23 protein-coding genes and 3 tRNA genes are annotated in these 22,993 nt (G+C 55.8%); 12 read left to right on the forward strand and 14 right to left on the reverse strand.

The window, feature by feature from the left end:
- Positions 1-14 precede the first annotated feature (14 nt).
- Positions 15-476, reverse strand: a complete 462-nt coding sequence (gene tsaE / locus H2Z33_RS05870; protein WP_003855970.1) for a tRNA (adenosine(37)-N6)-threonylcarbamoyltransferase complex ATPase subunit type 1 TsaE — start codon at positions 474-476, stop codon at positions 15-17.
- Positions 469-1,992 (reverse strand): bifunctional ADP-dependent NAD(P)H-hydrate dehydratase/NAD(P)H-hydrate epimerase, encoded by a 1,524-nt coding sequence (gene nnr, locus H2Z33_RS05875; protein WP_063867028.1) that lies wholly within the window; start codon positions 1,990-1,992, stop codon positions 469-471. Before nnr ends, tsaE begins: the two co-directional genes overlap by 8 nt.
- Here nnr and queG point away from each other — a divergent pair.
- A complete protein-coding gene (queG, locus tag H2Z33_RS05880) occupies positions 1,991-3,130 on the forward strand; it encodes a tRNA epoxyqueuosine(34) reductase QueG (RefSeq protein WP_063134947.1) in 1,140 nt (379 codons plus the stop codon). The genes nnr and queG overlap by 2 nt on opposite strands.
- Before the next feature lie 270 nt (positions 3,131-3,400).
- Here queG and H2Z33_RS05885 read toward each other — a convergent pair.
- The 4 genes from H2Z33_RS05885 to orn form a co-directional block, all read right to left on the reverse strand.
- Positions 3,401-3,476: transfer RNA gene (locus H2Z33_RS05885), tRNA-Gly, on the reverse strand.
- Positions 3,477-3,521: 45 nt separating this feature from the next.
- Positions 3,522-3,597 (reverse strand) — tRNA-Gly (locus tag H2Z33_RS05890).
- Positions 3,598-3,642: 45 nt separating this feature from the next.
- A tRNA-Gly gene (locus H2Z33_RS05895) sits at positions 3,643-3,718 on the reverse strand.
- A gap of 196 nt (positions 3,719-3,914) precedes the next feature.
- Positions 3,915-4,460: an oligoribonuclease gene (gene orn / locus H2Z33_RS05900; protein ID WP_003855965.1), complete on the reverse strand. Its 546-nt coding sequence runs from the start codon at positions 4,458-4,460 to the stop codon at positions 3,915-3,917.
- A 107-nt stretch (positions 4,461-4,567) separates the two neighbouring features.
- Between orn and rsgA the strand changes: the two genes are divergently transcribed.
- From rsgA to mscM, 3 genes are all read left to right on the forward strand, one after another.
- On the forward strand, positions 4,568-5,620 hold the full coding sequence (gene rsgA / locus H2Z33_RS05905) for a small ribosomal subunit biogenesis GTPase RsgA (RefSeq protein ID WP_003855964.1): 1,053 nt from the start codon (positions 4,568-4,570) through the stop codon (positions 5,618-5,620).
- Positions 5,621-5,717: 97 nt separating this feature from the next.
- Entirely contained in the window at positions 5,718-6,686 is a 969-nt protein-coding gene (gene asd / locus H2Z33_RS05910; RefSeq protein ID WP_026080660.1) for an archaetidylserine decarboxylase, read from the forward strand.
- A gap of 19 nt (positions 6,687-6,705) precedes the next feature.
- A complete protein-coding gene (mscM, locus tag H2Z33_RS05915; protein ID WP_017694680.1) occupies positions 6,706-10,029 on the forward strand; it encodes a miniconductance mechanosensitive channel MscM in 3,324 nt (1,107 codons plus the stop codon).
- A gap of 36 nt (positions 10,030-10,065) precedes the next feature.
- Here the strand turns inward: mscM and yjeM are convergent, their stop codons facing one another.
- Together yjeM and epmA are read right to left on the reverse strand one after the other, a co-directional pair.
- Positions 10,066-11,565 (reverse strand): glutamate/gamma-aminobutyrate family transporter YjeM, encoded by a 1,500-nt coding sequence (yjeM, locus tag H2Z33_RS05920; RefSeq protein ID WP_015572460.1) that lies wholly within the window; start codon positions 11,563-11,565, stop codon positions 10,066-10,068.
- A gap of 177 nt (positions 11,566-11,742) precedes the next feature.
- Complete coding sequence (gene epmA / locus H2Z33_RS05925; RefSeq protein WP_015572459.1) at positions 11,743-12,720, reverse strand: elongation factor P--(R)-beta-lysine ligase; 978 nt, start codon at positions 12,718-12,720, stop codon at positions 11,743-11,745.
- Positions 12,721-13,030: 310 nt separating this feature from the next.
- On the opposite strand from epmA, the gene frdA reads away from it, so the two are divergent.
- From frdA to frdD, 4 genes are read left to right on the forward strand one after another with little or no spacing between them, the layout of a single operon-like run.
- Complete coding sequence (frdA, locus tag H2Z33_RS05930; protein ID WP_063135478.1) at positions 13,031-14,821, forward strand: fumarate reductase (quinol) flavoprotein subunit; 1,791 nt, start codon at positions 13,031-13,033, stop codon at positions 14,819-14,821.
- Positions 14,814-15,548 carry a fumarate reductase iron-sulfur protein gene (gene frdB, locus H2Z33_RS05935; protein ID WP_006810403.1) on the forward strand — a complete coding sequence of 245 codons (735 nt, stop codon included), beginning with the start codon at positions 14,814-14,816 and terminating at the stop codon, positions 15,546-15,548. The genes frdA and frdB overlap by 8 nt, the downstream gene beginning before the upstream one ends.
- Positions 15,549-15,558: 10 nt before the next feature.
- Positions 15,559-15,954, forward strand: a complete 396-nt coding sequence (gene frdC / locus H2Z33_RS05940; protein ID WP_017383964.1) for a fumarate reductase subunit FrdC — start codon at positions 15,559-15,561, stop codon at positions 15,952-15,954.
- Positions 15,955-15,964: 10 nt separating this feature from the next.
- Positions 15,965-16,324 (forward strand): fumarate reductase subunit FrdD, encoded by a 360-nt coding sequence (frdD, locus tag H2Z33_RS05945; protein WP_000609653.1) that lies wholly within the window; start codon positions 15,965-15,967, stop codon positions 16,322-16,324.
- Between the two features lie 29 nt (positions 16,325-16,353).
- Here the strand turns inward: frdD and ampR are convergent, their stop codons facing one another.
- Positions 16,354-17,229, reverse strand: a complete 876-nt coding sequence (gene ampR, locus H2Z33_RS05950; protein WP_003855952.1) for a LysR family transcriptional regulator AmpR — start codon at positions 17,227-17,229, stop codon at positions 16,354-16,356.
- 132 nt (positions 17,230-17,361) lie between these two features.
- Here ampR and H2Z33_RS05955 point away from each other — a divergent pair, with 132 nt between their 5' ends.
- Both H2Z33_RS05955 and H2Z33_RS05960 read left to right on the forward strand, forming a co-directional pair.
- Complete coding sequence (locus H2Z33_RS05955) at positions 17,362-18,507, forward strand: cephalosporin-hydrolyzing class C beta-lactamase ACT-17 (RefSeq protein ID WP_017694683.1); 1,146 nt, start codon at positions 17,362-17,364, stop codon at positions 18,505-18,507.
- Between the two features lie 159 nt (positions 18,508-18,666).
- Complete coding sequence (locus H2Z33_RS05960) at positions 18,667-19,197, forward strand: lipocalin family protein (RefSeq protein ID WP_023295791.1); 531 nt, start codon at positions 18,667-18,669, stop codon at positions 19,195-19,197.
- Here H2Z33_RS05960 and sugE read toward each other — a convergent pair.
- Positions 19,194-19,511: a quaternary ammonium compound efflux SMR transporter SugE gene (gene sugE, locus H2Z33_RS05965; protein WP_015572453.1), complete on the reverse strand. Its 318-nt coding sequence runs from the start codon at positions 19,509-19,511 to the stop codon at positions 19,194-19,196. The two genes, H2Z33_RS05960 and sugE, sit on opposite strands and share 4 nt — an antisense overlap.
- Before the next feature lie 262 nt (positions 19,512-19,773).
- Here sugE and H2Z33_RS05970 point away from each other — a divergent pair, with 262 nt between their 5' ends.
- A complete protein-coding gene (locus H2Z33_RS05970; protein ID WP_032104122.1) occupies positions 19,774-20,373 on the forward strand; it encodes a helix-turn-helix transcriptional regulator in 600 nt (199 codons plus the stop codon).
- Between the two features lie 37 nt (positions 20,374-20,410).
- On the opposite strand, the gene ecnB is transcribed toward H2Z33_RS05970, so the two are convergent.
- The 3 genes from ecnB to efp all read right to left on the reverse strand — a co-directional run bounded on the left by ecnB (position 20,411) and on the right by efp (position 21,421).
- Positions 20,411-20,557 carry a lipoprotein toxin entericidin B gene (gene ecnB / locus H2Z33_RS05975; protein ID WP_003855942.1) on the reverse strand — a complete coding sequence of 49 codons (147 nt, stop codon included), beginning with the start codon at positions 20,555-20,557 and terminating at the stop codon, positions 20,411-20,413.
- A 108-nt stretch (positions 20,558-20,665) separates the two neighbouring features.
- The gene (locus H2Z33_RS05980; protein WP_015572451.1) at positions 20,666-20,797 is read right to left on the reverse strand and encodes an entericidin A/B family lipoprotein; all 132 of its coding nucleotides are present in this window, start codon (positions 20,795-20,797) and stop codon (positions 20,666-20,668) included.
- Positions 20,798-20,854: 57 nt separating this feature from the next.
- Entirely contained in the window at positions 20,855-21,421 is a 567-nt protein-coding gene (gene efp, locus H2Z33_RS05985) for an elongation factor P (RefSeq protein ID WP_003855940.1), read from the reverse strand.
- Positions 21,422-21,461: 40 nt separating this feature from the next.
- Between efp and epmB the strand changes: the two genes are divergently transcribed.
- Positions 21,462-22,490 carry an EF-P beta-lysylation protein EpmB gene (gene epmB, locus H2Z33_RS05990; protein WP_063135480.1) on the forward strand — a complete coding sequence of 343 codons (1,029 nt, stop codon included), beginning with the start codon at positions 21,462-21,464 and terminating at the stop codon, positions 22,488-22,490.
- Positions 22,491-22,555: 65 nt separating this feature from the next.
- Here epmB and H2Z33_RS05995 read toward each other — a convergent pair whose 3' ends face one another.
- Positions 22,556-22,909 (reverse strand): DUF4156 domain-containing protein, encoded by a 354-nt coding sequence (locus H2Z33_RS05995; protein ID WP_022646802.1) that lies wholly within the window; start codon positions 22,907-22,909, stop codon positions 22,556-22,558.
- Between the last annotated feature and the right edge of the window lie 84 nt (positions 22,910-22,993).

The following is a 22,993-nucleotide window of genomic DNA, read 5'->3' on the forward strand; positions in this document are numbered from 1 at the left end:
CGTTATCCCTACGCTCAACCGGCTAAACGCGCCAGTAAGGAACAGCCTGATGAGGAAACCGCACTGATGCGCGCCTCACGCCCTTGTGCCTGGTAATCTAAGTGAATTTCGACATCCGGGTCAGGCAGCACACCCGCACCTTGTTGCGGCCACTCCACCAGGCAGATGGCGTCGTTGGCAAAGTAATCGCGGATCCCCATAAATTCCAGCTCCTCAGGATCCGCAAGACGATATAAATCAAAGTGGTACACCATGATATTTTCAAGCGTGTACGGTTCTACCAGCGTGTAGGTCGGGCTTTTTACGTTCCCGTTATGGCCTAACGCCTGCAAAAAGCCACGGCTGAAGGTTGTTTTGCCCGCGCCTAAATCACCATACAGATAAATGACGGTCGCCCCCTGACAGGCCTGCGCCACGCGCTTGCCGAGATCTAAAGTGGCTTGTTCATCAGGTAAAGGAATCGCTCGATTAGTCATTTTCTACGTCAATCACATCCGGGTTAACAACACGCCGCAGCGTGCAAAAAAGATCGGTGGCCAGCATTCCGCGCGTTCCGTAACGAGCAGCCAGCCTGTCAGCCGCCGCACCGTGGGCCACGCAGCCCGCACAGGCTGCATCATAAAGGGGAAGTTTCTGTCCGAGCAATGCGCCAATGATGCCAGAGAGCACATCGCCCATGCCGCCGCTCGCCATGCCTGCATTACCGGCATCAACGATGCCCATCGCATCATCGCTGGCGATAACGGTCCCCGCCCCTTTCAAAACGACAACACCTCCGTAACGTTTTACCAGACGTTGGGCTGAAAGTAAGCGATCGCTTTCAATTTCTGCCACGCTACAGTTAAGCAGCCGTGCGGCTTCGCCGGGGTGCGGCGTCAGAATGCGATTGTGACGCTTATCCGGGTTTATTGCCAGAAGGTTAAGCGCGTCGGCATCCCAGAGCATCGGTTTACGAAAATTCTCGGCCTTTTGCAGGGCCTGTTTACCCCACTCCTGCTGACCCAGGCCCGGACCAATGACCACCACGTCCGCCCACTCAAGACCCTCTTCAATCGCCTGCGGGGTAAGCTCGTGGACCATCAGCTCCGGCCGCGCGGTAATAATGGGCTGGATGTTTTCGCTGCGGGTCAGCACGCGTATTAATCCGGCGCCGCTGCGCAACGCGGCCTCTCCGGTCATACGAATCGCACCTGCCGTGCCGCGATCGCCGCCGATAATCAGCAGTCGGCCATGGTCGCCCTTATGGGACGTGGGACGGCGCGGCGGCAGCCACTGTGCAAGCAGGGAGGCATCAAAGCGGGTGATGTGGGTATCCTGTCCGGCCAGCCAGTTTTCCAGCCCCAGGGCGTTGTGGTGTAACGTGCCCACGACATCCCGCGCTTTACCGGTCAGTAAACCCGGCTTCAGGGCGATAAAGGTCACGGTGCGCGCCGCCTCAATCGACACGCCCGGCGTCACGCCGGTTTGCGCCATCAGGCCGGAGGGAATATCCAGCGCTACCACCGGGGCGGGGTGCGCATTAGCGCGCGTAATCAGCGCGGCGACGTCATCGCGAGGCGCGCGCATCAGTCCCGTCCCCAGCAGACCGTCAACAATCACGTCGACATCCTCGGGCCAGACGATATCAGGCGCATGAATAATGCCCCCCGCATTCAGCCAGGCCTCTCTCGCCATGCCCGCTTCTTCCGGTAACGGCTTGTCGCTCTCCAGCGCCAGCAGGGTGACGCGCAGCCCCGCCGCCACCGCAAGACGAGCCACCACATAACCATCGCCACCGTTATTGCCGTGTCCGCACAGGATCAGATAGTGCGAAGCATTCGGATAAGCCGTACGCGCCACGTTAAACGCCGCCTCGCCCGCGCGCTGCATCAGTTCGTAAAGGGTAATGCCGAGGCTATCTGCGGCCTCTTTCTCGACCCGACGGAGGTCATCCGCATGCCAGATGGAATGTGGTATACTTGCGGGGTTTTTCTTCACAGTATGGTCCGTCATGTCACAGCCCCTCGATCTCAATGAATTAGCGCAAAAAATAAAACAGTGGGGTGCTGAACTGGGCTTCCAGAAGGTCGGTATTACTGACACCGACCTCTCTGCCAGCGAGCCTAAGCTCCAGGCATGGCTGGATAAACAATACCACGGCGAGATGGAGTGGATGGCGCGTCACGGTATGATGCGTGCCCGCCCCCACGAGCTGTTGCCGGGTACGCTGCGCGTTATTAGCGTACGCATGAACTATCTGCCTGCTAACGCGGCCTTTGCGCGCACGCTAAAAAATCCTTCGCTGGGTTACGTCAGCCGATACGCTCTGGGACGTGACTACCATAAACTTCTGCGCAACCGTCTAAAAAAGCTCGGGGAAACCATTCAGCAGCACTGTGTTTCGCTGAATTTTAGACCCTTTGTCGATTCTGCGCCTATTCTTGAGCGTCCGATCGCCGAAAAAGCCGGGCTCGGCTGGACAGGTAAGCACTCACTTATCTTAAGCCGCGACGCGGGCTCATTCTTTTTCCTGGGTGAACTGCTGATTGATTTACCCCTGCCGGTAGACGGTCCGGTGGAAGAAGGCTGTGGTCGCTGTGTGGTCTGTATGACCATCTGCCCAACGGGCGCTATTGTCGAACCGTATACCGTTGATGCGCGCCGCTGTATCTCTTATCTCACTATCGAGCTGGAAGGCGCCATTCCAGAGGAATTTCGTCCGCTTATCGGCAACCGCATCTACGGCTGTGATGACTGTCAGCTGATTTGTCCGTGGAACCGTTATTCACAGTTGACGGACGAAGAAGACTTCAGTCCGCGCAAGGCGTTACATGCCCCGCAGTTGATCGAACTGTTCGCCTGGAGCGAAGCCTGGTTCCTGAAGGTGACGGAAGGTTCCGCCATACGTCGTATCGGCCACCTGCGCTGGCTGCGTAATGTGGCCGTTGCGCTGGGGAATGCCCCGTGGGATGAGGCAAATCTTCAGGCGCTCGAAAGCCGCAGAGGTGAGCACCCACTTCTTGATGAGCACATAGAATGGGCGATTGCGCAGCAAATTGAGAAGCGAAATGCCGGCGTGGTTGAAGTGCAGTTACCGAAGAAACAGCGCCTGGTCAGGGTGATTGAAAAAGGGCTGCCGCGGGATGTGTGATATATTCACAGGCTGTGAATAAAAATAAGAATTCAGGCGCCATCAGCTCTGGCAAACAGGTCAAGTGATCTCAATAACATTTTGAAATCAAATTTTCTTCATAAATTACAGGGAATTACGAAGATATTATTCACCCTGCTAACATTTCGTACAGACTGGTTTTAACACGGTTTCTGTGGATAACTCTGTTCACAAGAGTATTTCAGACATAATAGAAAACGTCCCCAACGAAGCACTTCGCTGTGGATAATCTGGAGATGAAGAAGAATTTGGAGCGGGAAACGAGACTCGAACTCGCGACCCCGACCTTGGCAAGGTCGTGCTCTACCAACTGAGCTATTCCCGCTTGGGTGTTCTGGTGCTATGCGTATCTTGCGATACTTTCAAATTTTGGAGCGGGAAACGAGACTCGAACTCGCGACCCCGACCTTGGCAAGGTCGTGCTCTACCAACTGAGCTATTCCCGCTTGGGTGTTCTGGTGCTGGCGTACCTTGCGATACTTTTCAAATTTTGGAGCGGGAAACGAGACTCGAACTCGCGACCCCGACCTTGGCAAGGTCGTGCTCTACCAACTGAGCTATTCCCGCAAATCTGTACTGCTTTTGTTGCTGTCGTAACGTGTAATTCTCTGTCGTTACGGGAGGCGCATTATACGAGAAATCCGTTTAGCTGCAACCCCCCTCAAAGCGATTTTTTTGAAATTCAGTTCAAGTGCTTATTTAATCGGCAAGCTGAACAATTTAGCGACAAAAACCCGGCCACGCAAGGCGCCGGATCGCAAAATCAGAGCTTAATAAAGTTTTCGCGATAGTACGCCAGCTCCGCAACAGACTCACGGATGTCGTCCATCGCCTGGTGCGTCCCCTGCTTTGTGAAGCCGTCGAGAATTTCCGGTTTCCATCGGCGGGCCAGCTCTTTCAGGGTGCTCACATCCAGATAGCGGTAGTGGAAGTAGGACTCCAGCTCCGGCATGTACTTAAACAGGAAACGACGATCCTGACCGATGCTGTTGCCACAGATAGGCGATTTTCCTGCCGGCACCCACTGCTTCAGAAATTCAAGCGTCGCCAGCTCCGCTTCGCGGTCGCCCAGGGTGCTGGCCTTCACGCGTTCCACCAGCCCGCTGCCGGTATGGGTACGCACGTTCCACTCATCCATCAGCGCAAGCTGGTCATCGGACTGGTGCACGGCAATCGTTGGGCCTTCCGCCAGAATATTGAGATTGGCATCGGTGACCAGTGTGGCGATCTCAATAATGCGATCGCGCTCGGGATCCAGGCCGGTCATCTCCAGATCGATCCAAATCAGGTTGTTTTCGTCCGCGCTCATGTTATTTTCCACCCTTCTCGCATAACCGGCAGTAGCAGGTTAACTAGTATTAATTAGAGTGTATCATAGAGGTTTTGCCCGCTACGGGCGACCAGGAGCCAGCGCGATTGAGTAAAAATAAACTCTCCAAAGGGCAGCAGCGCCGCGTGAATGCAAATCACCAGCGCCGTCTTAAAACCACTACGGAGAAGCCCGATTACGACGACAACCTGTTTGGCGAAGCGACAGAAGGCGTTGTGATTAGCCGCTTCGGCATGCACGCCGATGTCGAATCCGCCGACGGGGATATCCACCGTTGCAATATCCGTCGCACCATCCGTTCCCTGGTGACCGGTGACCGCGTGGTCTGGCGTCCAGGCAAAGAGGCGGCGGAAGGGGTAACGGTTAAAGGCATCGTTGAAGCCGTGCACGAACGCACGTCGGTTCTGACCCGTCCGGATTTCTACGACGGCGTGAAGCCTATTGCCGCCAACATCAACCAGATAGTGATCGTTTCAGCGATTTTGCCTGAGCTTTCGCTCAATATTATTGACCGTTATCTGGTGGCCTGCGAAACGCTACAGGTTGAGCCGCTCATCGTGCTGAATAAAATCGATCTGCTGGATGACGAGGCCATGGCCTTTGTAAATGAGCAGATGGATATTTACCGCAACATTGGCTATCGCGTGTTGATGGTTTCCAGCCGCACCAAAGATGGCCTGAAGCCGTTAGAAGATGCGCTGACCGACCGCATCAGCATCTTTGCGGGGCAGTCCGGCGTAGGTAAATCGAGCCTGCTTAACAACCTGCTCGGCCTTCAGCAGGAGATCCTGACCAACGATGTGTCTGACGTCTCGGGCCTGGGCCAGCACACCACCACTGCCTCACGTCTCTATCACTTCCCGCACGGCGGCGATGTGATTGACTCCCCGGGCGTGCGTGAGTTTGGTCTCTGGCACCTCGAGCCGGAACAAATCTTTAACGGATTTGTCGAATTCCATGACTATTTAGGCGCTTGCAAATACCGCGACTGTAAACATGACAACGATCCGGGCTGCGCTATCCGCGAAGCGGTAGAGAACGGAGAAATTGCGGAAACCCGTTTCGAAAATTACCACCGTATTCTCGAAAGCATGGACCAGGTAAAAACGCGTAAAAACTTTTCTGATTCTGATAACTGACAACTAAGCTAAGCGTCGCTAAAATCGTCCCCTTTTTTCAGGTTCCGGCAGCGTAATGCCGGATCAGGAACGACAAAACAATGGCCTGGAGGCTACCTTGTTAAACTCATTTAAACTTTCGCTTCAATACATTCTGCCGAAACTGTGGCTCACTCGCCTGGCGGGCTGGGGCGCGAGCAAACGAGCGGGCTGGCTGACCAAACTGGTCATCGACCTGTTCGTGAAATACTACAAGGTCGACATGAAAGAAGCGCAGAAGCCGGATACGGCAAGCTACCGCACCTTCAACGAATTTTTTGTGCGTCCGCTGCGCGACGAAGTGCGCCCGCTGAATACCGACCCGAACGTGCTGGTGATGCCAGCGGACGGCGTGATCAGCCAGCTGGGTAAAATTGAAGACGACAAAATTTTGCAGGCGAAAGGCCATAACTACAGCCTTGAAGCGCTGCTGGCCGGTAACTACATAATGGCCGATCTGTTCCGTAACGGGACTTTCGCGACCACCTATCTCTCCCCACGCGACTACCACCGCGTGCATATGCCGTGTAACGGTATTCTGCGCGAGATGATCTACGTGCCGGGGGATCTGTTCTCCGTAAACCACCTGACGGCGCAAAACGTTCCTAACCTGTTTGCCCGTAACGAGCGCGTCATCTGCCTGTTTGATACTGAATTTGGCCCAATGGCGCAGATTCTGGTGGGTGCTACCATTGTAGGCAGCATCGAAACCGTCTGGGCGGGCACCATTACGCCGCCGCGCGAAGGCGTGATCAAGCGCTGGACCTGGCCTGCCGGCGAAGAAGAAGGTTCTGTGGCCCTGCTGAAAGGTCAGGAAATGGGTCGCTTCAAGCTGGGCTCAACGGTCATCAACCTGTTCGCACCGGGCAAAGTTAACCTGGTCGACGAGCTGGAAAGCCTGTCCGTGACCAAACTCGGCCAGCCTCTGGCAGTATCGACGGAGGTCTTTGTGACGCCAGAGGTTGCGCCTGCCCCGTTGCCGGAAGAAGAGATCAAAGCCGAGCACGACGCCAGCCCGCTGGTTGACGACAAAAAAGACGAAGGCTAACAACAGAAGGATCGCTGACGTGCGCCCGATTATCGTATTACTGATGGCCTGGTGCCTCAGCATGGGGGCGTACGCAGCGACGGCCCCCGACGCCAAACAGATAACCCAGGAGCTGGAGCAGGCAAAAGCGGCGAAACCCGCTCAGCCGGAGACCGTTGAGTCGCTCCAGTCTGCACTGAACGCGCTTGAGGAACGAAAGGGTTCCCTTGAGCGCGCGCAGCAGTACCAGCAGGTTATCGACAACTTCCCCAAACTCTCTCAGACCCTGCGCTCGCAGCTAAACAACCTGCGCGATGAACCACGCCAGGTCCCCGCGGGGATGACGTCCGAGGCGCTGAATCAGGAGATCCTGCAAGTCAGCAGCCAGCTGCTGGAAAAAAGCCGTCTGGCGCAGCAGGAGCAGGAACGGGCGCGTGAAATTGCCGATTCCCTCAGCCAGCTTCCACAGCAGCAAACCGATGCCCGCCGTCAGTTAAATGAGGTGGAACGTCGCATCGGGACGCAGACAGGCAGCACACCGCAGAATCAGGCGCAAAATCTTGGGTTGCAGGCGGAATCCGCCAGACTAAAAGCGCTGGTTGATGAACTGGAGCTGGCGCAGCTTTCCGCTAACAACCGCCAGGAACTGTCGCGGATGCGTTCCGAGCTGGCGCAGAAGCAGAGCCAGCAGCTGGATGCATATCTCCAGGCGCTGAGAAATCAACTCAACAGCCAGCGTCAGCGTGAAGCTGAACGTGCGCTGGAAAGCACCGAGTTACTGGCCGAAAACAGTGCTAACCTGCCCGACAGCATCGTCGCCCAGTTTAAGGTTAACCGCGAGCTTTCTGCCGCGCTGAATCAGCAGGCGCAGCGCATGGATTTGGTGGCCTCGCAGCAGCGTCAGGCCACCAATCAAACCCTCCAGGTTCGTCAGGCGCTCAACACGCTGCGTGAACAGTCCCAGTGGCTTGGCTCGTCTAACCTGTTGGGCGAAGCGTTACGCGCCCAGGTGGCTCGTCTGCCAGAGATGCCAAAACCGCAGCAGCTTGATACGGAGATGGCGCAGCTGCGCGTTCAGCGTCTTCATTATGAAGATCTCCTCAACAAGCAGCCGCAAATCCGCCAGATCCGTCAGGCTGACGGACAGCCGCTCACCGGCGAGCAAAGTCGTATTCTGGAAGCGCAGCTGCGCACCCAACGCGAACTGCTCAATTCCCTGTTGCAGGGAGGCGATACGCTGATCCTTGAGCTGACTAAGCTGAAAGTCTCGAATAGCCAGCTGGAGGATGCGCTGAAAGAGGTCAACGAAGCCACGCACCGTTACCTTTTCTGGACGTCCGACGTGCGGCCGATGACCTTCGCCTGGCCGATTGAGATTGTGCAGGATCTGCGCCGCCTCATTTCGCTGGACACCTTCAGCCAGCTGGGCCTCGCCAGCGTAATGATGATAACCAGCAAGGAGACCATCTTCCCGCTGCTGGGGGCGCTGATTCTGGTGGGCTTCAGTATTTATTCCCGTCGTCACTTCACCCGTTTCCTTGAGCGCTCCAGCGCCCGAGTGGGAAAAGTAACCCAGGATCACTTCTGGCTGACGTTGCGTACTGTGTTCTGGTCAATTCTGGTCGCGTCTCCGCTGCCGGTGCTGTGGATGACGCTCGGATACGGCCTGCGTGAAGCCTGGCCCTACCCGCTTGCCGTCGCGATTGGCGATGGCGTGACCGCCACCGTTCCGCTGCTGTGGGTGGTGATGATTTGCGCCACGTTTGCGCGGCCAAATGGTCTGTTCATCGCTCACTTTGGCTGGCCGCGTAATCGCGTTGCGCGGGCGATGCGTTACTACCTGATGAGTATCGGGCTGATTGTGCCGCTGATTATGGCGTTGATCATGTTCGATAATCTCAATGACCGGGAGTTCTCCGGCTCGCTGGGACGGCTGTGCTTTATGCTGATCTGCGGGGCGTTAGCGGTAGTGACGCTCAGCCTGAAACGCGCCGGGATCCCGCTCTATCTCGACAAGACCGGCAGTGGCGATAACATGTTTAACCGTCTGCTGTGGAACCTGCTGCTCAGCGCGCCGCTGGCGGCGATGCTGGCGGCAGCGGTCGGTTATCTCGCCACGGCGCAGGCGCTGCTTGCCCGACTGGAAACGTCGGTGGCTATCTGGTTCCTGCTGCTGGTGGTCTACCATGTTATTCGCCGCGGCATGCTGATCCAGCGTCGTCGTCTGGCGTTTGACCGTGCCAAACACCGTCGCGCAGAAATTCTGGCCCAGCGCGCTCGGGGTGAAGAAGAGCCGAACCACGTCAACAGCACCGAAGGGACCACAGACGCCGATGACGTCGAACTGGATCTGGATGCGATCAGTACCCAGTCCCTGCGGCTGGTACGCTCAATTCTGATGCTGGTTGCCCTGCTGTCGGTGATCTTCCTGTGGTCGGAAATCCACTCCGCGTTTGGCTTCCTGGAGAACATCTCTTTATGGGATGTGACGTCCACGGTGCAGGGGGTCGAAAGCCTGGAGCCCATCACCTTAGGGGCCGTGCTGATTGCGATTCTGGTGCTGATCATCACCACGCAGCTGATACGTAACTTCCCTGCTCTGCTGGAGCTGGCGCTGTTGCAGCATCTGGATTTAACCCCCGGCACGGGCTATGCGATCACCACCATCACCAAGTATTTAATCATGCTGTTTGGTGGGCTGGTTGGCTTCTCGATGATTGGTATCGAATGGTCAAAACTGCAATGGCTCGTTGCCGCCCTGACCGTAGGCCTGGGTTTTGGTTTACAGGAGATTTTTGCCAACTTCGTTTCTGGTCTGATCATTCTGTTTGAAAAGCCGATTCGAATTGGCGATACGGTGACCATCCGCGATCTCACCGGCAGCGTCACCAGGATCAACACCCGCGCCACCACCATCAGCGACTGGGACCGTAAAGAGATCATCGTCCCGAACAAGGCGTTTATCACCGAGCAGTTTATCAACTGGTCGCTGTCCGACTCCGTCACGCGTGTGGTGCTGACCGTACCCGCTCCGTCGGATGCCAACAGCGAAGAGGTAACGCAGATCCTCTATACGGCTGCTGAACGCTGTTCGCTGGTAATCGACAACCCGCCGCCGGAAGTGTTCCTGGTTGATTTGCAGCAGGGGATCCAGATTTTCGAGCTGCGTATCTACGCCGCCGAGATGGGACACCGTATGCCGCTGCGCCATGAGATCCACCAGTTGATTCTGGCTGGCTTCCGCGAGCACGGTATTGATATGCCGTTCCCACCGTTCCAGATGCGTCTGGAAACGCTGGACGGACGTAAGACGGGAAGAACGTTGACGTCAGCGGCGCGTACGCGCCCGGCGGGAAGTTTGTAATCCTTTCCCCCTCCCCGTCGGGAGGGGGTCAATCCTTTACGCCACTTCTGCTACACAGGCCGTCGAGCGACGACGGTAATGCTCATAAATCCCCATTGCCAGCAGCGAGAAGAAGATCGGTCCGCCAACCATCCACAGCGTGCTGTTCCAGTCATTTGCCTCAACCACGGGCTGAATGACGGTAAAGATGTTGGCGAACGCGACGACCAGCACCACAACAGTGGTCGCCAGCAGCGTCGCCGCGCGGGTTTTGAAGATCACAAACGGCCGCTCCAGATCCCGCTTCGCCTTAAAGAACGGGAACGCCAGGGTCAGGAACAGATACGGAAGCGTCATCGATACGTTCGCCATCAGGGTCAGCTTGTTATAGAACGCCGACGCGGTATCACCGCCGAAGGACACCAGCAGAATGAACACGCACACCAGCAGGCACTGCATCCACATCGCGTTGGCAGGCATACCGGCAGCGTTCAGCTGCGTCATACGTGCGGGCCACAGCGCCTTTGGCGTCCCCTGAATAATCGCTTTCAGCGGCGAGTAGATCAGCGTGAAGAATGCGCCAGTATAGGCGAGGAACATCGACAAGCCAGTAATCCGCGCAAACCAGATCCCCAGGGTGGCCGACGTTTCCGGCGCGAGATCCATGGCGTTGCCCAGCGTCACCCCCAGGCTTTTCATCAGCACGTAGGTAATGTTGCCGAGGTTGGTGGTGTTATTACTTAACATCTGCTGCCAGTTGGTGCTGACGCCCCAGAGGAAAATCGCCAGTGAGTAGCCAATGGAAATGACGATGGCGGCAAAGATAATACCTTTGGCGAAGTTCTTTTCCGGATTTTCGGTTTTGTCGACCAGCCCGCCCACGGCTTCAATTCCACCGTAAGCAAAGATGGCAAACACCACAAAGGAGAGCATGGCCAGCCCGGACTGGTAACCCGGATTAGGCGATGAAACGAAGTTGACTTCCTGTGCGAAATGCCCGCCGTTCAGGCACAGAATGGCGATGCTGACCAGCAGCAGCACCAGGTTCAGGCACATCACGGAAATACCGCCAACGGCAGTGATACGGGCAATTTTGTTGATGCCTTTCGAGGCCACCAGGGTGACCACCACCATCCAGCACACTGCCAGAATACCGACCACCTGCGTGGAGCTCAGCCCCGCCAGAGACCAGACCTGCGTTTTATCCGCACCGAAGAGAAACGTTGAGAACGGCACCCAAACCTTGGCCGCCGTGCTGACCATCCAGACGACGTAGGATGAAAACCACATGAACGTACCGATAAATGCGTAACGCGGACCGACGCTGTTGTTCATCCACGAATAGATGCCGCCCTCTTCTTTCCGGTACGCCGAGCCCATCTCCGCCATCATCAGCGCAAACGGGATAAAGAAGAACAGAGCGGAAACGATATAAAACGGCGTCGCGCTGTAGCCCATCAGATAAAACGCGGACGGGCTATTGGCAAAGCCAAAGACTGACGTAAAAATCATCAGAATGAGCCCGGTAAGGGTCATTTTTTTGAGTGAGTGAGACATATAACCATCCGAAACGGAATTAAACTGCGCGGATGGTAGCAGATGACCAGACAAACAATGTGGCTATCCGAGTCAAATTAAGAAAAAGACCCGTATAGAGAGAAATGAGCAGTTTTTAATGTGGCAGAGTTAAATGATCGAGTAGGCCGGGTAAGCGCAGCGCCACCCGGCATTTTTTCAGGCGCGATCGACCGTAAAGGCAATCACATCGCCCAGGTGCTCGGCACCCAGCGCCAGCATGACCAGACGATCCACACCCAGCGCCACGCCGGAGCAGTCCGGCAGACCGGCTTTAAGCGCTTCCAGCAGATGAGTATCAATCGGCTGCTGCGGCAGACCGCGCGCGTTGCGCTTGCGGTTATCCTGCTCGAAACGCTGCTGCTGTTCGCGCGCGTCGGTCAGCTCGTGGAAACCGTTCGCCAGCTCGATGCCTTTGAAATACACCTCAAAACGCTCCGCCACGCGGTGATCTTCGGTGCTGATCTGCGCCAGTGAGGCCTGGCTGGCCGGGAAGTGATAGACAAACGTCGGACGATCTTTGCCAATCTGCGGTTCAACACCAAAGGTGAACAGCAGTTGCAGCAGCGTGTCGCGATCCTCTTCATTATCCGCCACGTTGCTCAGATCCAGTTTTGCCGCCACTTCACGCAGCTGTGTTTTATCAGCCGACAGTGGATCGATTTCCAGATGGCGCTGGAAGGCCTGCTGATAGGAGAGCGTTTCAGCTTCCGCGCAATCCAGCACCTGTTGCAGCAGATCGTCAACTTCGTTCATCAGACGATACATGTCGTAGTGCGGGCGGTACCACTCCAGCATGGTGAATTCCGGATTATGGTGTCGGCCCATCTCTTCATTACGGAAGCTACGGCACAGCTGATAGACCGGACCACACCCGGCCGCCAGCAGACGCTTCATATGGTATTCCGGGCTGGTCATCAGATACAGATTCATGCCCTGAGAGTGGCCTGGGCCAACAAAACGGGTTTCAAACGGGACCAGATGAATATCCGTGACCGTCGCCTGACTCATGCACGGCGTTTCCACCTCCAGGACGCCGCGATCGGCAAAGAAACGGCGGATCTCCGCCATAATTGCTGCGCGCTTTAGCAGGTTTGGAATGGATGCGCTCGGCTGCCAGGTGGCCGTTTCGCTCATGAGTTATTTCTCCGTTTTCAGACAAGGGCACGAAGTCTACTCGTAAGCCGGGGCAGAGACAAATTTTGCACAGTAAAAGTCCTTTTTCATTGCACAGAGAAATACTGTGACGCCATTCATTAATCACGATGATAAATCACCGCACAGAACAGCAAAAAAATCGAACACGTCAAATTTCCCTCACTTCTACGCGGTTATACTGTTTTACCCATAAAGGAGCAGTGGAATCGCTTCCGCAATCGCCCGTTCGGGCAGGTGAACGTCCTTTAGTTCATCCCGTTGCGGGAAAACAAAAATCTGGAGGAATGTCGTGCAAACTTTTCAAGCCGATCTTGCCGTAATAGGCGCTGGCGGGGCTGGATTACGCGCTGCAATTGCTGCGGCACAAGCCAATCCGAACGCTAAAATCGCATTGATTTCAAAAGTCTATCCGATGCGCAGCCACACGGTAGCCGCAGAAGGAGGATCCGCCGCCGTCGCGCAGGATCATGACAGCTTCGAATACCATTTCCACGACACGGTTGCAGGGGGCGACTGGCTTTGCGAACAGGATGTCGTTGATTACTTCGTGCACCATTGCCCAACGGAAATGACCCAGCTGGAACAGTGGGGATGCCCGTGGAGCCGCCGTCCGGACGGGAGCGTCAACGTCCGCCGCTTCGGTGGCATGAAGATCGAACGCACCTGGTTTGCCGCCGATAAGACCGGCTTCCACATGCTGCACACCCTGTTCCAGACCTCCCTCCAGTTCCCACAAATCCAGCGCTTTGACGAACATTTCGTTCTCGACATTCTGGTCGACGACGGTCATGCGCGCGGACTGGTGGCGATGAACATGATGGAAGGCACGCTTGTCCAGATCCGCGCGAATGCGGTGGTGATGGCAACGGGCGGTGCGGGTCGCGTATACCGCTACAACACCAACGGCGGCATCGTCACCGGTGACGGTATGGGCATGGCGCTCAGCCACGGCGTCCCGCTGCGTGATATGGAGTTCGTCCAGTATCACCCAACCGGCCTGCCGGGCTCCGGCATACTGATGACGGAAGGCTGCCGCGGTGAAGGCGGTATTCTGGTCAACAAAAACGGCTATCGCTATTTGCAGGATTACGGCATGGGTCCGGAAACCCCGCTTGGCGAGCCGAAAAACAAATACATGGAACTCGGCCCACGCGACAAAGTTTCTCAGGCTTTCTGGCACGAGTGGCGCAAAGGCAACACCATCTCAACGCCGCGCGGCGACGTGGTGCATCTCGACCTGCGTCATCTCGGCGAGAAGAAACTGCTGGAGCGTCTGCCGTTTATCTGCGAGCTGGCGAAAGCCTATGTGGGCGTCGATCCGGTGAAAGAGCCGATCCCGGTGCGTCCAACCGCGCACTACACCATGGGCGGTATCGAAACCGACCAGCAGTGCGAAACCCGCATCAAAGGGCTGTTTGCGGTGGGCGAGTGTTCCTCCGTCGGTCTGCACGGCGCAAACCGTCTGGGCTCGAACTCGCTGGCTGAGCTGGTGGTCTTTGGTCGCATGACGGGCGAACGTGCGATGGAGCGTGCCGCAACGGCAGGTGAAGCTAACAGCGCGGCGCTGGATGCGCAGGTTGCAGACGTCGAAAAACGCCTGAAAGACCTGGTGAACCAGGAAGGTAACGAAAACTGGTCGAAGATCCGCGACGAAATGGGGCTGTCGATGGAAGAAGGCTGCGGGATCTACCGTACGCCAGAGCTGATGCAGAAAACCGTCGACAAGCTGGCCGAGTTGCAGGAGCGCTTCAAACGCGTGCGCATCACCGACACCTCCAGCGTCTTCAATACCGATCTGCTTTATACCATTGAACTGGGCCACGGCCTGAACGTCGCAGAATGTATGGCCCATTCCGCCCTGGCGCGTAAAGAGTCCCGCGGCGCGCACCAGCGCCTGGATGAGGGCTGCACCGAACGTGACGACGTCAATTTCCTTAAACACACTCTCGCCTGGCGCGATGCGGATGGCACTACGCGACTGGACTACAGCGACGTGAAAATCACCACGCTGCCACCGGCGAAACGCGTGTACGGTGCAGAAGCAGAAGCCGCCGATAAGAAGGAGAAGGCGAATGGCTGAGATGCAAAAACTGAAAATCGAAGTGGTGCGCTACAATCCGGAAGTGGACGCCGCGCCGCACAGCGCTTTCTATGAAGTCCCTTACGACGAGCAAACCTCCCTGCTGGATGCGCTCGGCTATATCAAAGATAACCTGGCCCCAGACCTGAGCTACCGCTGGTCCTGCCGCATGGCAATTTGCGGCTCCTGCGGCATGATGGTCAACAAGGTGCCAAAGCTGGCGTGTAAAACCTTCCTGCGTGATTACACCAAAGGTATCAAGGTTGAAGCGCTGGGCAACTTCCCGATTGAGCGCGATCTGGTGGTCGACATGACCCACTTTATCGAAAGCCTCGAAGCGATTAAGCCGTACATCATCGGCAACCCGCGCACGCCGGATCAGGGGCCAAACACCCAGACGCCCGCGCAGATGGCGAAATACCATCAGTTCTCCGGCTGCATCAACTGCGGCCTGTGCTACGCCGCCTGTCCGCAGTTTGGCCTGAACCCTGAGTTTATCGGCCCGGCCGCCATTACCCTGGCGCACCGTTATAACGAAGACAGCCGGGACCACGGCAAAAAAGAACGTATGGCCCAGTTGAACAGCCAGAACGGGGTCTGGACCTGCACGTTTGTCGGTTACTGCTCCGAAGTCTGTCCGAAGCATGTCGACCCGGCCGCCGCCATTCAGCAGGGAAAGGTGGAAAGCTCGAAAGACTTTCTTATCGCTACCCTGAAACCACGCTAAGGAGTGCATGATGACGACTAAACGCAAAGCCTACGTGCGACCAATGCCGTCCACCTGGTGGAAAAAACTGCCGTTTTATCGCTTCTATATGCTGCGTGAAGGCACGGCTGTTCCCGCGGTCTGGTTCAGCCTCGAACTGCTGTACGGGGTTTATGCCCTCAAGCACGGCCCGGAAGCCTGGGCCAGTTTTGTGGGCTTCCTGCAAAACCCAATCATCGTTGTGCTGAACCTGATTGTGCTCGCCGCCGCGCTGCTTCATACCAAAACCTGGTTTGAACTGGCGCCAAAAGCAGCGAACATCATTGTAAAAGGCGAAAAAATGGGGCCAGAGCCGGTCATTAAAGGGCTCTGGGCAGTGACGGCAGTTGTCTCTGTGGTCATTCTGTTTGTCGCACTGTTCTGGTAAGGAGACTACTGTGATCAATCCAAATCCAAAACGTTCAGACGAGCCGGTCTTCTGGGGGCTGTTTGGCGCAGGCGGCATGTGGAGCGCCATTATTGCCCCGGTCATTATCCTGCTGGTCGGGATCATGCTGCCGCTGGGGCTGTTCCCGGGCGATGCGCTGAGCTATGAGCGCGTACTGGCCTTTGCGAGCAGCTTTATTGGCCGCGTGTTCATCTTCCTGATGATCGTCCTGCCGCTGTGGTGTGGTCTGCACCGTATCCACCATGCGATGCACGATCTGAAAATCCATGTGCCAAGCGGTAAATGGGTCTTCTACGGTCTGGCGACCATTCTGACGGTCGTCACGTTGATTGCCGTGGTCACCATCTGACTGAACAGGCCCGCCATCCGGCGGGCTTTTTACTTTTTCATCTTCTCCACCAGCCACCGGGAAAATTCGCGCATGGCTGGCGTTTCTGCCCGGGACTGCAATCGGGTCAGCCAGTAGCTGCCGAGCTCAATCTGCGTCGCAAAGGGCTGCACAATGCGCTCGCTGGCTAACAGATGGGTAAACATATCGACAGGCGCAATAGCAATACCCACCCCTGCCTGAGCGGCCTCCAGCATGGTCACGGACGAATCAAATACCATCACGCGGTGCGTTGGCGAAGGGGGATGCTCGCCGGCCGCCTGCATCCACGCGGTCCACTCGTCGCGTCGGTAGGAGCGCAGCAGCGTAAACCTGAGGATGTCGGCCGGACTGTGCAGACTGGCGGCGATATCAGGTGTACATAGCGGCGCGAGCGGCGCATGACAAAGAAATTCAGCCTCGGTACCGTGCCACGCCCCGCCACCGTAGCGGATCGTATAGTCAAGCCCTTCGGCAGCCGGATCAACGCGGTTGTTATGGGTGGAAAGCTGAAGATCGATGTGCGGATAGCCACGGCGAAAATCCTCCAGCTGCGAGAATAAGACCCCGGTGGCAAACGTACCCACCACGCCGATTTTCAGCTTCTCCTGCGCACGATGGTTAGCGAAGCGATCCAGCATTCCGGCTATACGATCGAACGAATCATTCAGCACCGGCAGTAAATTTTCGCCCTCGGTAGTCAACATCAGCCCGCGCGACACGCGAACGAACAGCTGACAGTTCAGGTGCTGCTCCAGCGTTTTCACATGCTGGCTAATAGCCGAATGCGTCACGTTCAGTTCAATGGCCGCATGCGTAAAGCTGAGATGTCTTGCGGCGGCCTCAAAAGCCCGAAGCGAATTGAGGGGTAGATAGCTTCGCGTCATGGTCGCTTCCGTTAGAAAAATTAACAGCTAATGCTAAATTTAACCGTTTGTCAGGCACAGTCAAATCCAACAGACTACGCCTGTCTGACGGGCCCGGACATCCCCTTGACTCGCTATTACGGAAGATTACTGATGATGAAAAAATCCCTTTGCTGCGCCCTGCTGCTCGGCATCTCTTGCTCTGCTCTCGCCACGCCAGTGTCAGAAAAACAGCTGGCGGAGGTGGTAGCGAATACGGTTACCCCGCTGATGAAAGCCCAGTCTGTTCCAGGCATGGCGGTGGCCGTTATTTATCAGGGAAAACCGCACTATTACACGTTTGGCAAGGCCGATATCGCGGCGAATAAACCCGTTACGCCTCAGACCCTGTTCGAGCTGGGTTCTATAAGTAAAACCTTCACCGGCGTTTTAGGTGGGGATGCCATTGCTCGCGGTGAAATTTCGCTGGACGATCCGGTGACCAGATACTGGCCACAGCTGACGGGCAAGCAGTGGCAGGGTATTCGTATGCTGGATCTCGCCACCTACACCGCTGGCGGCCTGCCGCTACAGGTACCGGATGAGGTCACGGATAACGCCTCCCTGCTGCGCTTTTATCAAAACTGGCAGCCGCAGTGGAAGCCTGGCACAACGCGTCTTTACGCCAACGCCAGCATCGGTCTTTTTGGTGCGCTGGCGGTCAAACCTTCTGGCATGCCCTATGAGCAGGCCATGACGACGCGGGTCCTTAAGCCGCTCAAGCTGGACCATACCTGGATTAACGTGCCGAAAGCGGAAGAGGCGCATTACGCCTGGGGCTATCGTGACGGTAAAGCGGTGCGCGTTTCGCCGGGTATGCTGGATGCACAAGCCTATGGCGTGAAAACCAACGTGCAGGATATGGCGAACTGGGTCATGGCAAACATGGCGCCGGAGAACGTTGCTGATGCCTCACTTAAGCAGGGCATCGCGCTGGCGCAGTCGCGCTACTGGCGTATCGGGTCAATGTATCAGGGTCTGGGCTGGGAGATGCTCAACTGGCCCGTGGAGGCCAACACGGTGGTCGAAGGCAGCGACAGTAAGGTAGCGCTGGCACCGTTGCCCGTGGCAGAAGTGAATCCACCGGCTCCCCCGGTCAAAGCGTCCTGGGTCCATAAAACGGGCTCTACTGGCGGGTTTGGCAGCTACGTGGCCTTTATTCCTGAAAAGCAGATCGGTATTGTGATGCTCGCGAATACAAGCTATCCGAACCCGGCACGCGTTGAGGCGGCATACCATATCCTCGAGGCGCTACAGTAAAACATTGCCGGGTGGCGGCTTCGCTTACCCGGCCTATACAACGCGTGAACTTTGTAGGCCGGGTAAGGCGAAGCCGTCACCCGGCAAAACACCCTGCACAATCTCCCGCGTTTTCCTTGCTGTCATCTACACTTAACAAAAAACAGTAAGGAAACTCCTATGCGCATTCTGCCTGTTATTGCCGCAGTAACAGCCGCGTTTTTAGTGGTTGCTTGCAGTTCCCCTACTCCTCCGCCTGGCGTCACGGTAGTCAGTAATTTCGACGCACAGCGCTTCCTCGGCACCTGGTATGAAATCGCCCGAATGGACCATCAGTTCGAACGGGGCTTAGAAAAAGTCACGGTCAGCTACAGCGCGATGGATGACGGCGGGATCCGGGTCATTAACCGCGGCTATAACCCGGATCGCCAGATGTGGCAGCAGTCAGTTGGTCAGGCCTATTTCACCGGCGCGTCTAACCGCGCGGCCATGAAAGTCTCTTTCATCGGCCCATTCTACGGCGGGTATAACGTCATTGCGCTGGACAGAGAGTACCGCCATGCGCTGGTGTGTGGGCCGGATCGCAACTATCTGTGGCTCCTCTCCCGCACGCCAACGATCTCGACGGAAATGAAACAGCAGATGCTGGACATAGCGACCCGGCAAGGGTTTGACGTGACGAAATTAATCTGGGTAAAACAGCTGCATTAGTGCGTACTGAGTTTTAACCCGATGATACCCGCGACGATTAACGCGAGGCTGGCGATGCGCGCCAGACTCGCAGACTCCCCCAGCAGCAGAATGCCGGTAATGGCAGCCCCTACCGCGCCAATTCCAGTCCAGACAGCGTAAGCCGTTCCGACTGGCAAGGTTCGCATCGCCCATGACAGCATGACGATACTGACAATCATTGCGGCGATAGTGATGACGCTGGGCGTCAGGCGGGTAAAACCGTGGGTATATTTCAGGCCAATTGCCCATACCACTTCGAGCAAACCGGCAATAACAAGAACGATCCAGGACATATCAGGCTCCTTAACTTAACGACAAGTTGGGGCCGTCCCCGATGAATGAAGCGCTTACGGGTCGTCCCGCAAGGCTGAGGTTGCGCCTTATATTTTGGTTAGCATGGAATTTTTTTTCAAACTTTTTCTGCTGAACACGTTAAGGCAAGAAATAGCCTCAGTAAGGCACGGAGTTCAGGCATTTATGACTCATCCGACTTCTCTATGATGATAGGCTTTCTGATGGCAGGAAGCCAAACCACTAGCCGACTGCGAAAATTATATGTTCAAAATTCTTTTGATTGACCGTTGTCACTTCACCCGCACGGGATTTGAAGCCTGGCTCAATCATTCAGACCTGTTTTCGGGTCATTTCGTCGTAACCGGGGTAAATAATCTTTTCCTCGCCAGAGAGCATATCCTGCAATGGAAACCTGCGCTGGTCATCGCTGATTTATCGGGCTTCCGGCAGGATTTACACCATTTTCAGCAGCTATCTTCCCTGCTTATTGCCAGCGAAACATTGCCTTTTATTATGCTGCAATCGGGGCAGGAGCAGGAGATGACAGATTATCTGGCGCAGTTCCCGATATGGTCTTCACTTTCCAAAAATACCGATCTGGAAAAACTGGCGGCGGTGATAAACGACGCGCTAACGACATGCGTAAGCGCGGAGCTTCCGGAAATGGCGGCACCGTTACTGACGCGTCAGGAAGAGAGAGTACTGACCCTGTGGATGGATGGTGCGAGCAACCAGAAAATTGCCAGCAATCTGCGCATTAACGGAAAAACGGTGTATACGTACAAACGCAATATCCGCATGAAGCTTCATATGGATACGCGTTACTCCCCGTTTTTATCGCTACAGGAAGTGGAGAATTGACGGTACGGTGAAGTTAGCTGCCGTACCGTCGCTTTCATTAGTTCTGAGCTTTAGTTGCTGCGCCAGAAATCGCGTTACCACCGTCGGAGATATCTTCCCCTACGCCACGGGTGGTGTTACATGCAGTCAGTACCGAAGAAAGCACCAGAACAGAAAAGATCGCTGCAATTGTTTTCTTAACCATAATATCTTCCTTTTATAGCCAAAGTTATTTTGTGTATAGCAACTTAAGAATAGACAAGATCTTGTCGTTTGACGGAAAAGGAAGAATTTTTAGGAAAATTAGACGGAATTAGCTGGCCGCATGGGAAATGATATGGCCGAGATCCTGAATATCTTCGCCCACGCCACGCGCGGTGTTGCAACCGGAGAGAATTGCGCTTGAGAACGCTAACAGAAGCAGAATTTTAACGGTACGTTTCATCTTCCCTGCCTGCAAAATCAGGCGCAGCGGGCGCTGCGCCTTTAATCATGACGTAAATTACTTCACGCGGGATACATATTCGCCGGAGCGGGTATCCACTTTGATCACTTCACCGATCTGTACGAACAGTGGCACTTTAACCACCGCGCCGGTAGACAGGGTGGCAGGCTTGCCGCCAGTACCTGCGGTATCACCTTTCAGACCTGGATCGGTTTCAACGATTTCCAGCTCAACGAAGTTCGGAGGCGTAACCGCGATAGGCTGACCGTTCCACAGGGTAACGATGCACTCAGCCTGATCCAGCAGCCACTTGGCGTTGTCGCCAATCGCTTTCGCGTCCGCAGACAGCTGCTCGAAGGTTTCGTTGTTCATGAAGTGCCAGAACTCACCGTCGTTGTACAGGTAAGTCAGGTTCATATCGACAACATCAGCGCCTTCAGCGGAGTCAGTAGATTTGAAGGTTTTCTCAACACGGGTACCGGTCAGCAGGCGGCGCAGCTTAACGCGTGCGAATGCCTGGCCTTTACCTGGTTTAACGAATTCGCTGGCTTCAACCGCGTACGGTTCGCCGTCCATCATGATTTTAAGACCAGCACGAAAATCGTTGCTATAGTACGTTGCCATAAGGCCCTCTAAATTTGTTAACTGGTAGCTAAGCCACAAAATGGCGCATATTGTAACCCTAAACACCCCGTCCAGAGAAGATTGGTTATCGCAACTTGCCGATGTAATCACCAGTCCTGATGAATTGCTGCGTCTTTTAGACCTCGAACAGCACGAAGCGTTGCGTGCAGGTCGTGAGGCGAAGCGCCTTTTCGCCCTGCGCGTTCCCCGCGCGTTTGTTGCCCGAATGGAAAAGGGTAACCCTGATGATCCATTATTAAAACAAACGCTTACTTCTCAGGATGAGTTTATTACCGCCCCCGGATACAGCACCGATCCGCTGGAAGAGCAAAACAGTGTCGTACCGGGTTTGCTGCATAAATACCGTAATCGCGCCCTGCTGCTGGTTAAGGGCGGTTGCGCGGTAAATTGCCGCTATTGCTTCCGTCGCCACTTCCCGTACGCCGAAAATCAGGGCAATAAACGCAACTGGCAGGTGGCACTGGACTACATCGCGGCGCACCCGGAGCTGGATGAAATCATCTTTTCCGGCGGCGACCCGCTGATGGCAAAAGATCATGAGCTGGACTGGCTGCTGACTCAGCTTGAGACCATCCCGCACATTAAGCGTCTGCGCATTCACAGCCGTTTACCGATCGTCATCCCGGCGCGTATCACCGACGCCCTGGTCACGCGCCTGGAGCAGTCCCGTTTGCAGGTGCTGCTGGTGAACCATATCAACCACGCAAATGAAATTGACGCGCACTTTCGTGCGGCGATGGCGCGTATGCGAAAGGCAGGCGTGACGCTGCTCAACCAGAGCGTATTACTGCGCGGCGTGAACGACAGCGCCCGCGTGCTGGCCGATCTCAGCAATTCCTTATTTGATGCGGGCGTAATGCCCTATTACCTGCATGTTCTGGATCGCGTCCAGGGCGCGGCGCACTTCATGGTGACAGATGAAGAGGCCCGGAAGATTATGCACGAGCTATTAACGCTGGTTTCGGGTTATATGGTGCCGAAGCTGGCACGTGAGATTGGCGGAGAGCCGAGTAAGACGCCGCTGGATTTGCAGCTACGGCAGCAGTAAAAAGGCAGGTGGCGCTACGCTTACCTGCCCTGGAGATAAAGCGGCAGCGCCATCAAAAAGTTATATCAGTTCGGGCACTTATAGACCTGGCCGTTCATCTGGCTGGCGGTTGGCACAAAGCTGGACAGCATCCCCTGCGTCGGGCTGCTCACCCCGTAAATGACGTTGCCGCCCATTGCCGCAGCCTGATTACGCAGGGCATTGGCCGCACCGCGCATAGAGCCGCCCTCTTCGCCGTGCTGCCCCGACATCCAGTTGCTTTGCTCGCCAGAGGCGGTGCCTAACAGCTGGCATTCGCTGCCCGGCTTATCTTCCACAAAGCGAACGCTCTGGCCCGCTGCCGTCAGCTCATTGCTGGTGCTACAACCCGCCAGCAGCAATGCTGCACCTACAATCCCTGCACAGACTTTTATGCGCATGTTATTCCTCGTTTTCAATAAGCTGGACAGTAGTTGTCCGCGTGTAAACCTTATACTAAAAAGATGACCAAAAGAAAAATGCTG

The sequence above is a fragment of the Enterobacter sp. YSU genome, from assembly GCF_016082135.1.
GTDB classification, from domain to species: Bacteria; Pseudomonadota; Gammaproteobacteria; order Enterobacterales; family Enterobacteriaceae; genus Enterobacter; species Enterobacter hormaechei_C.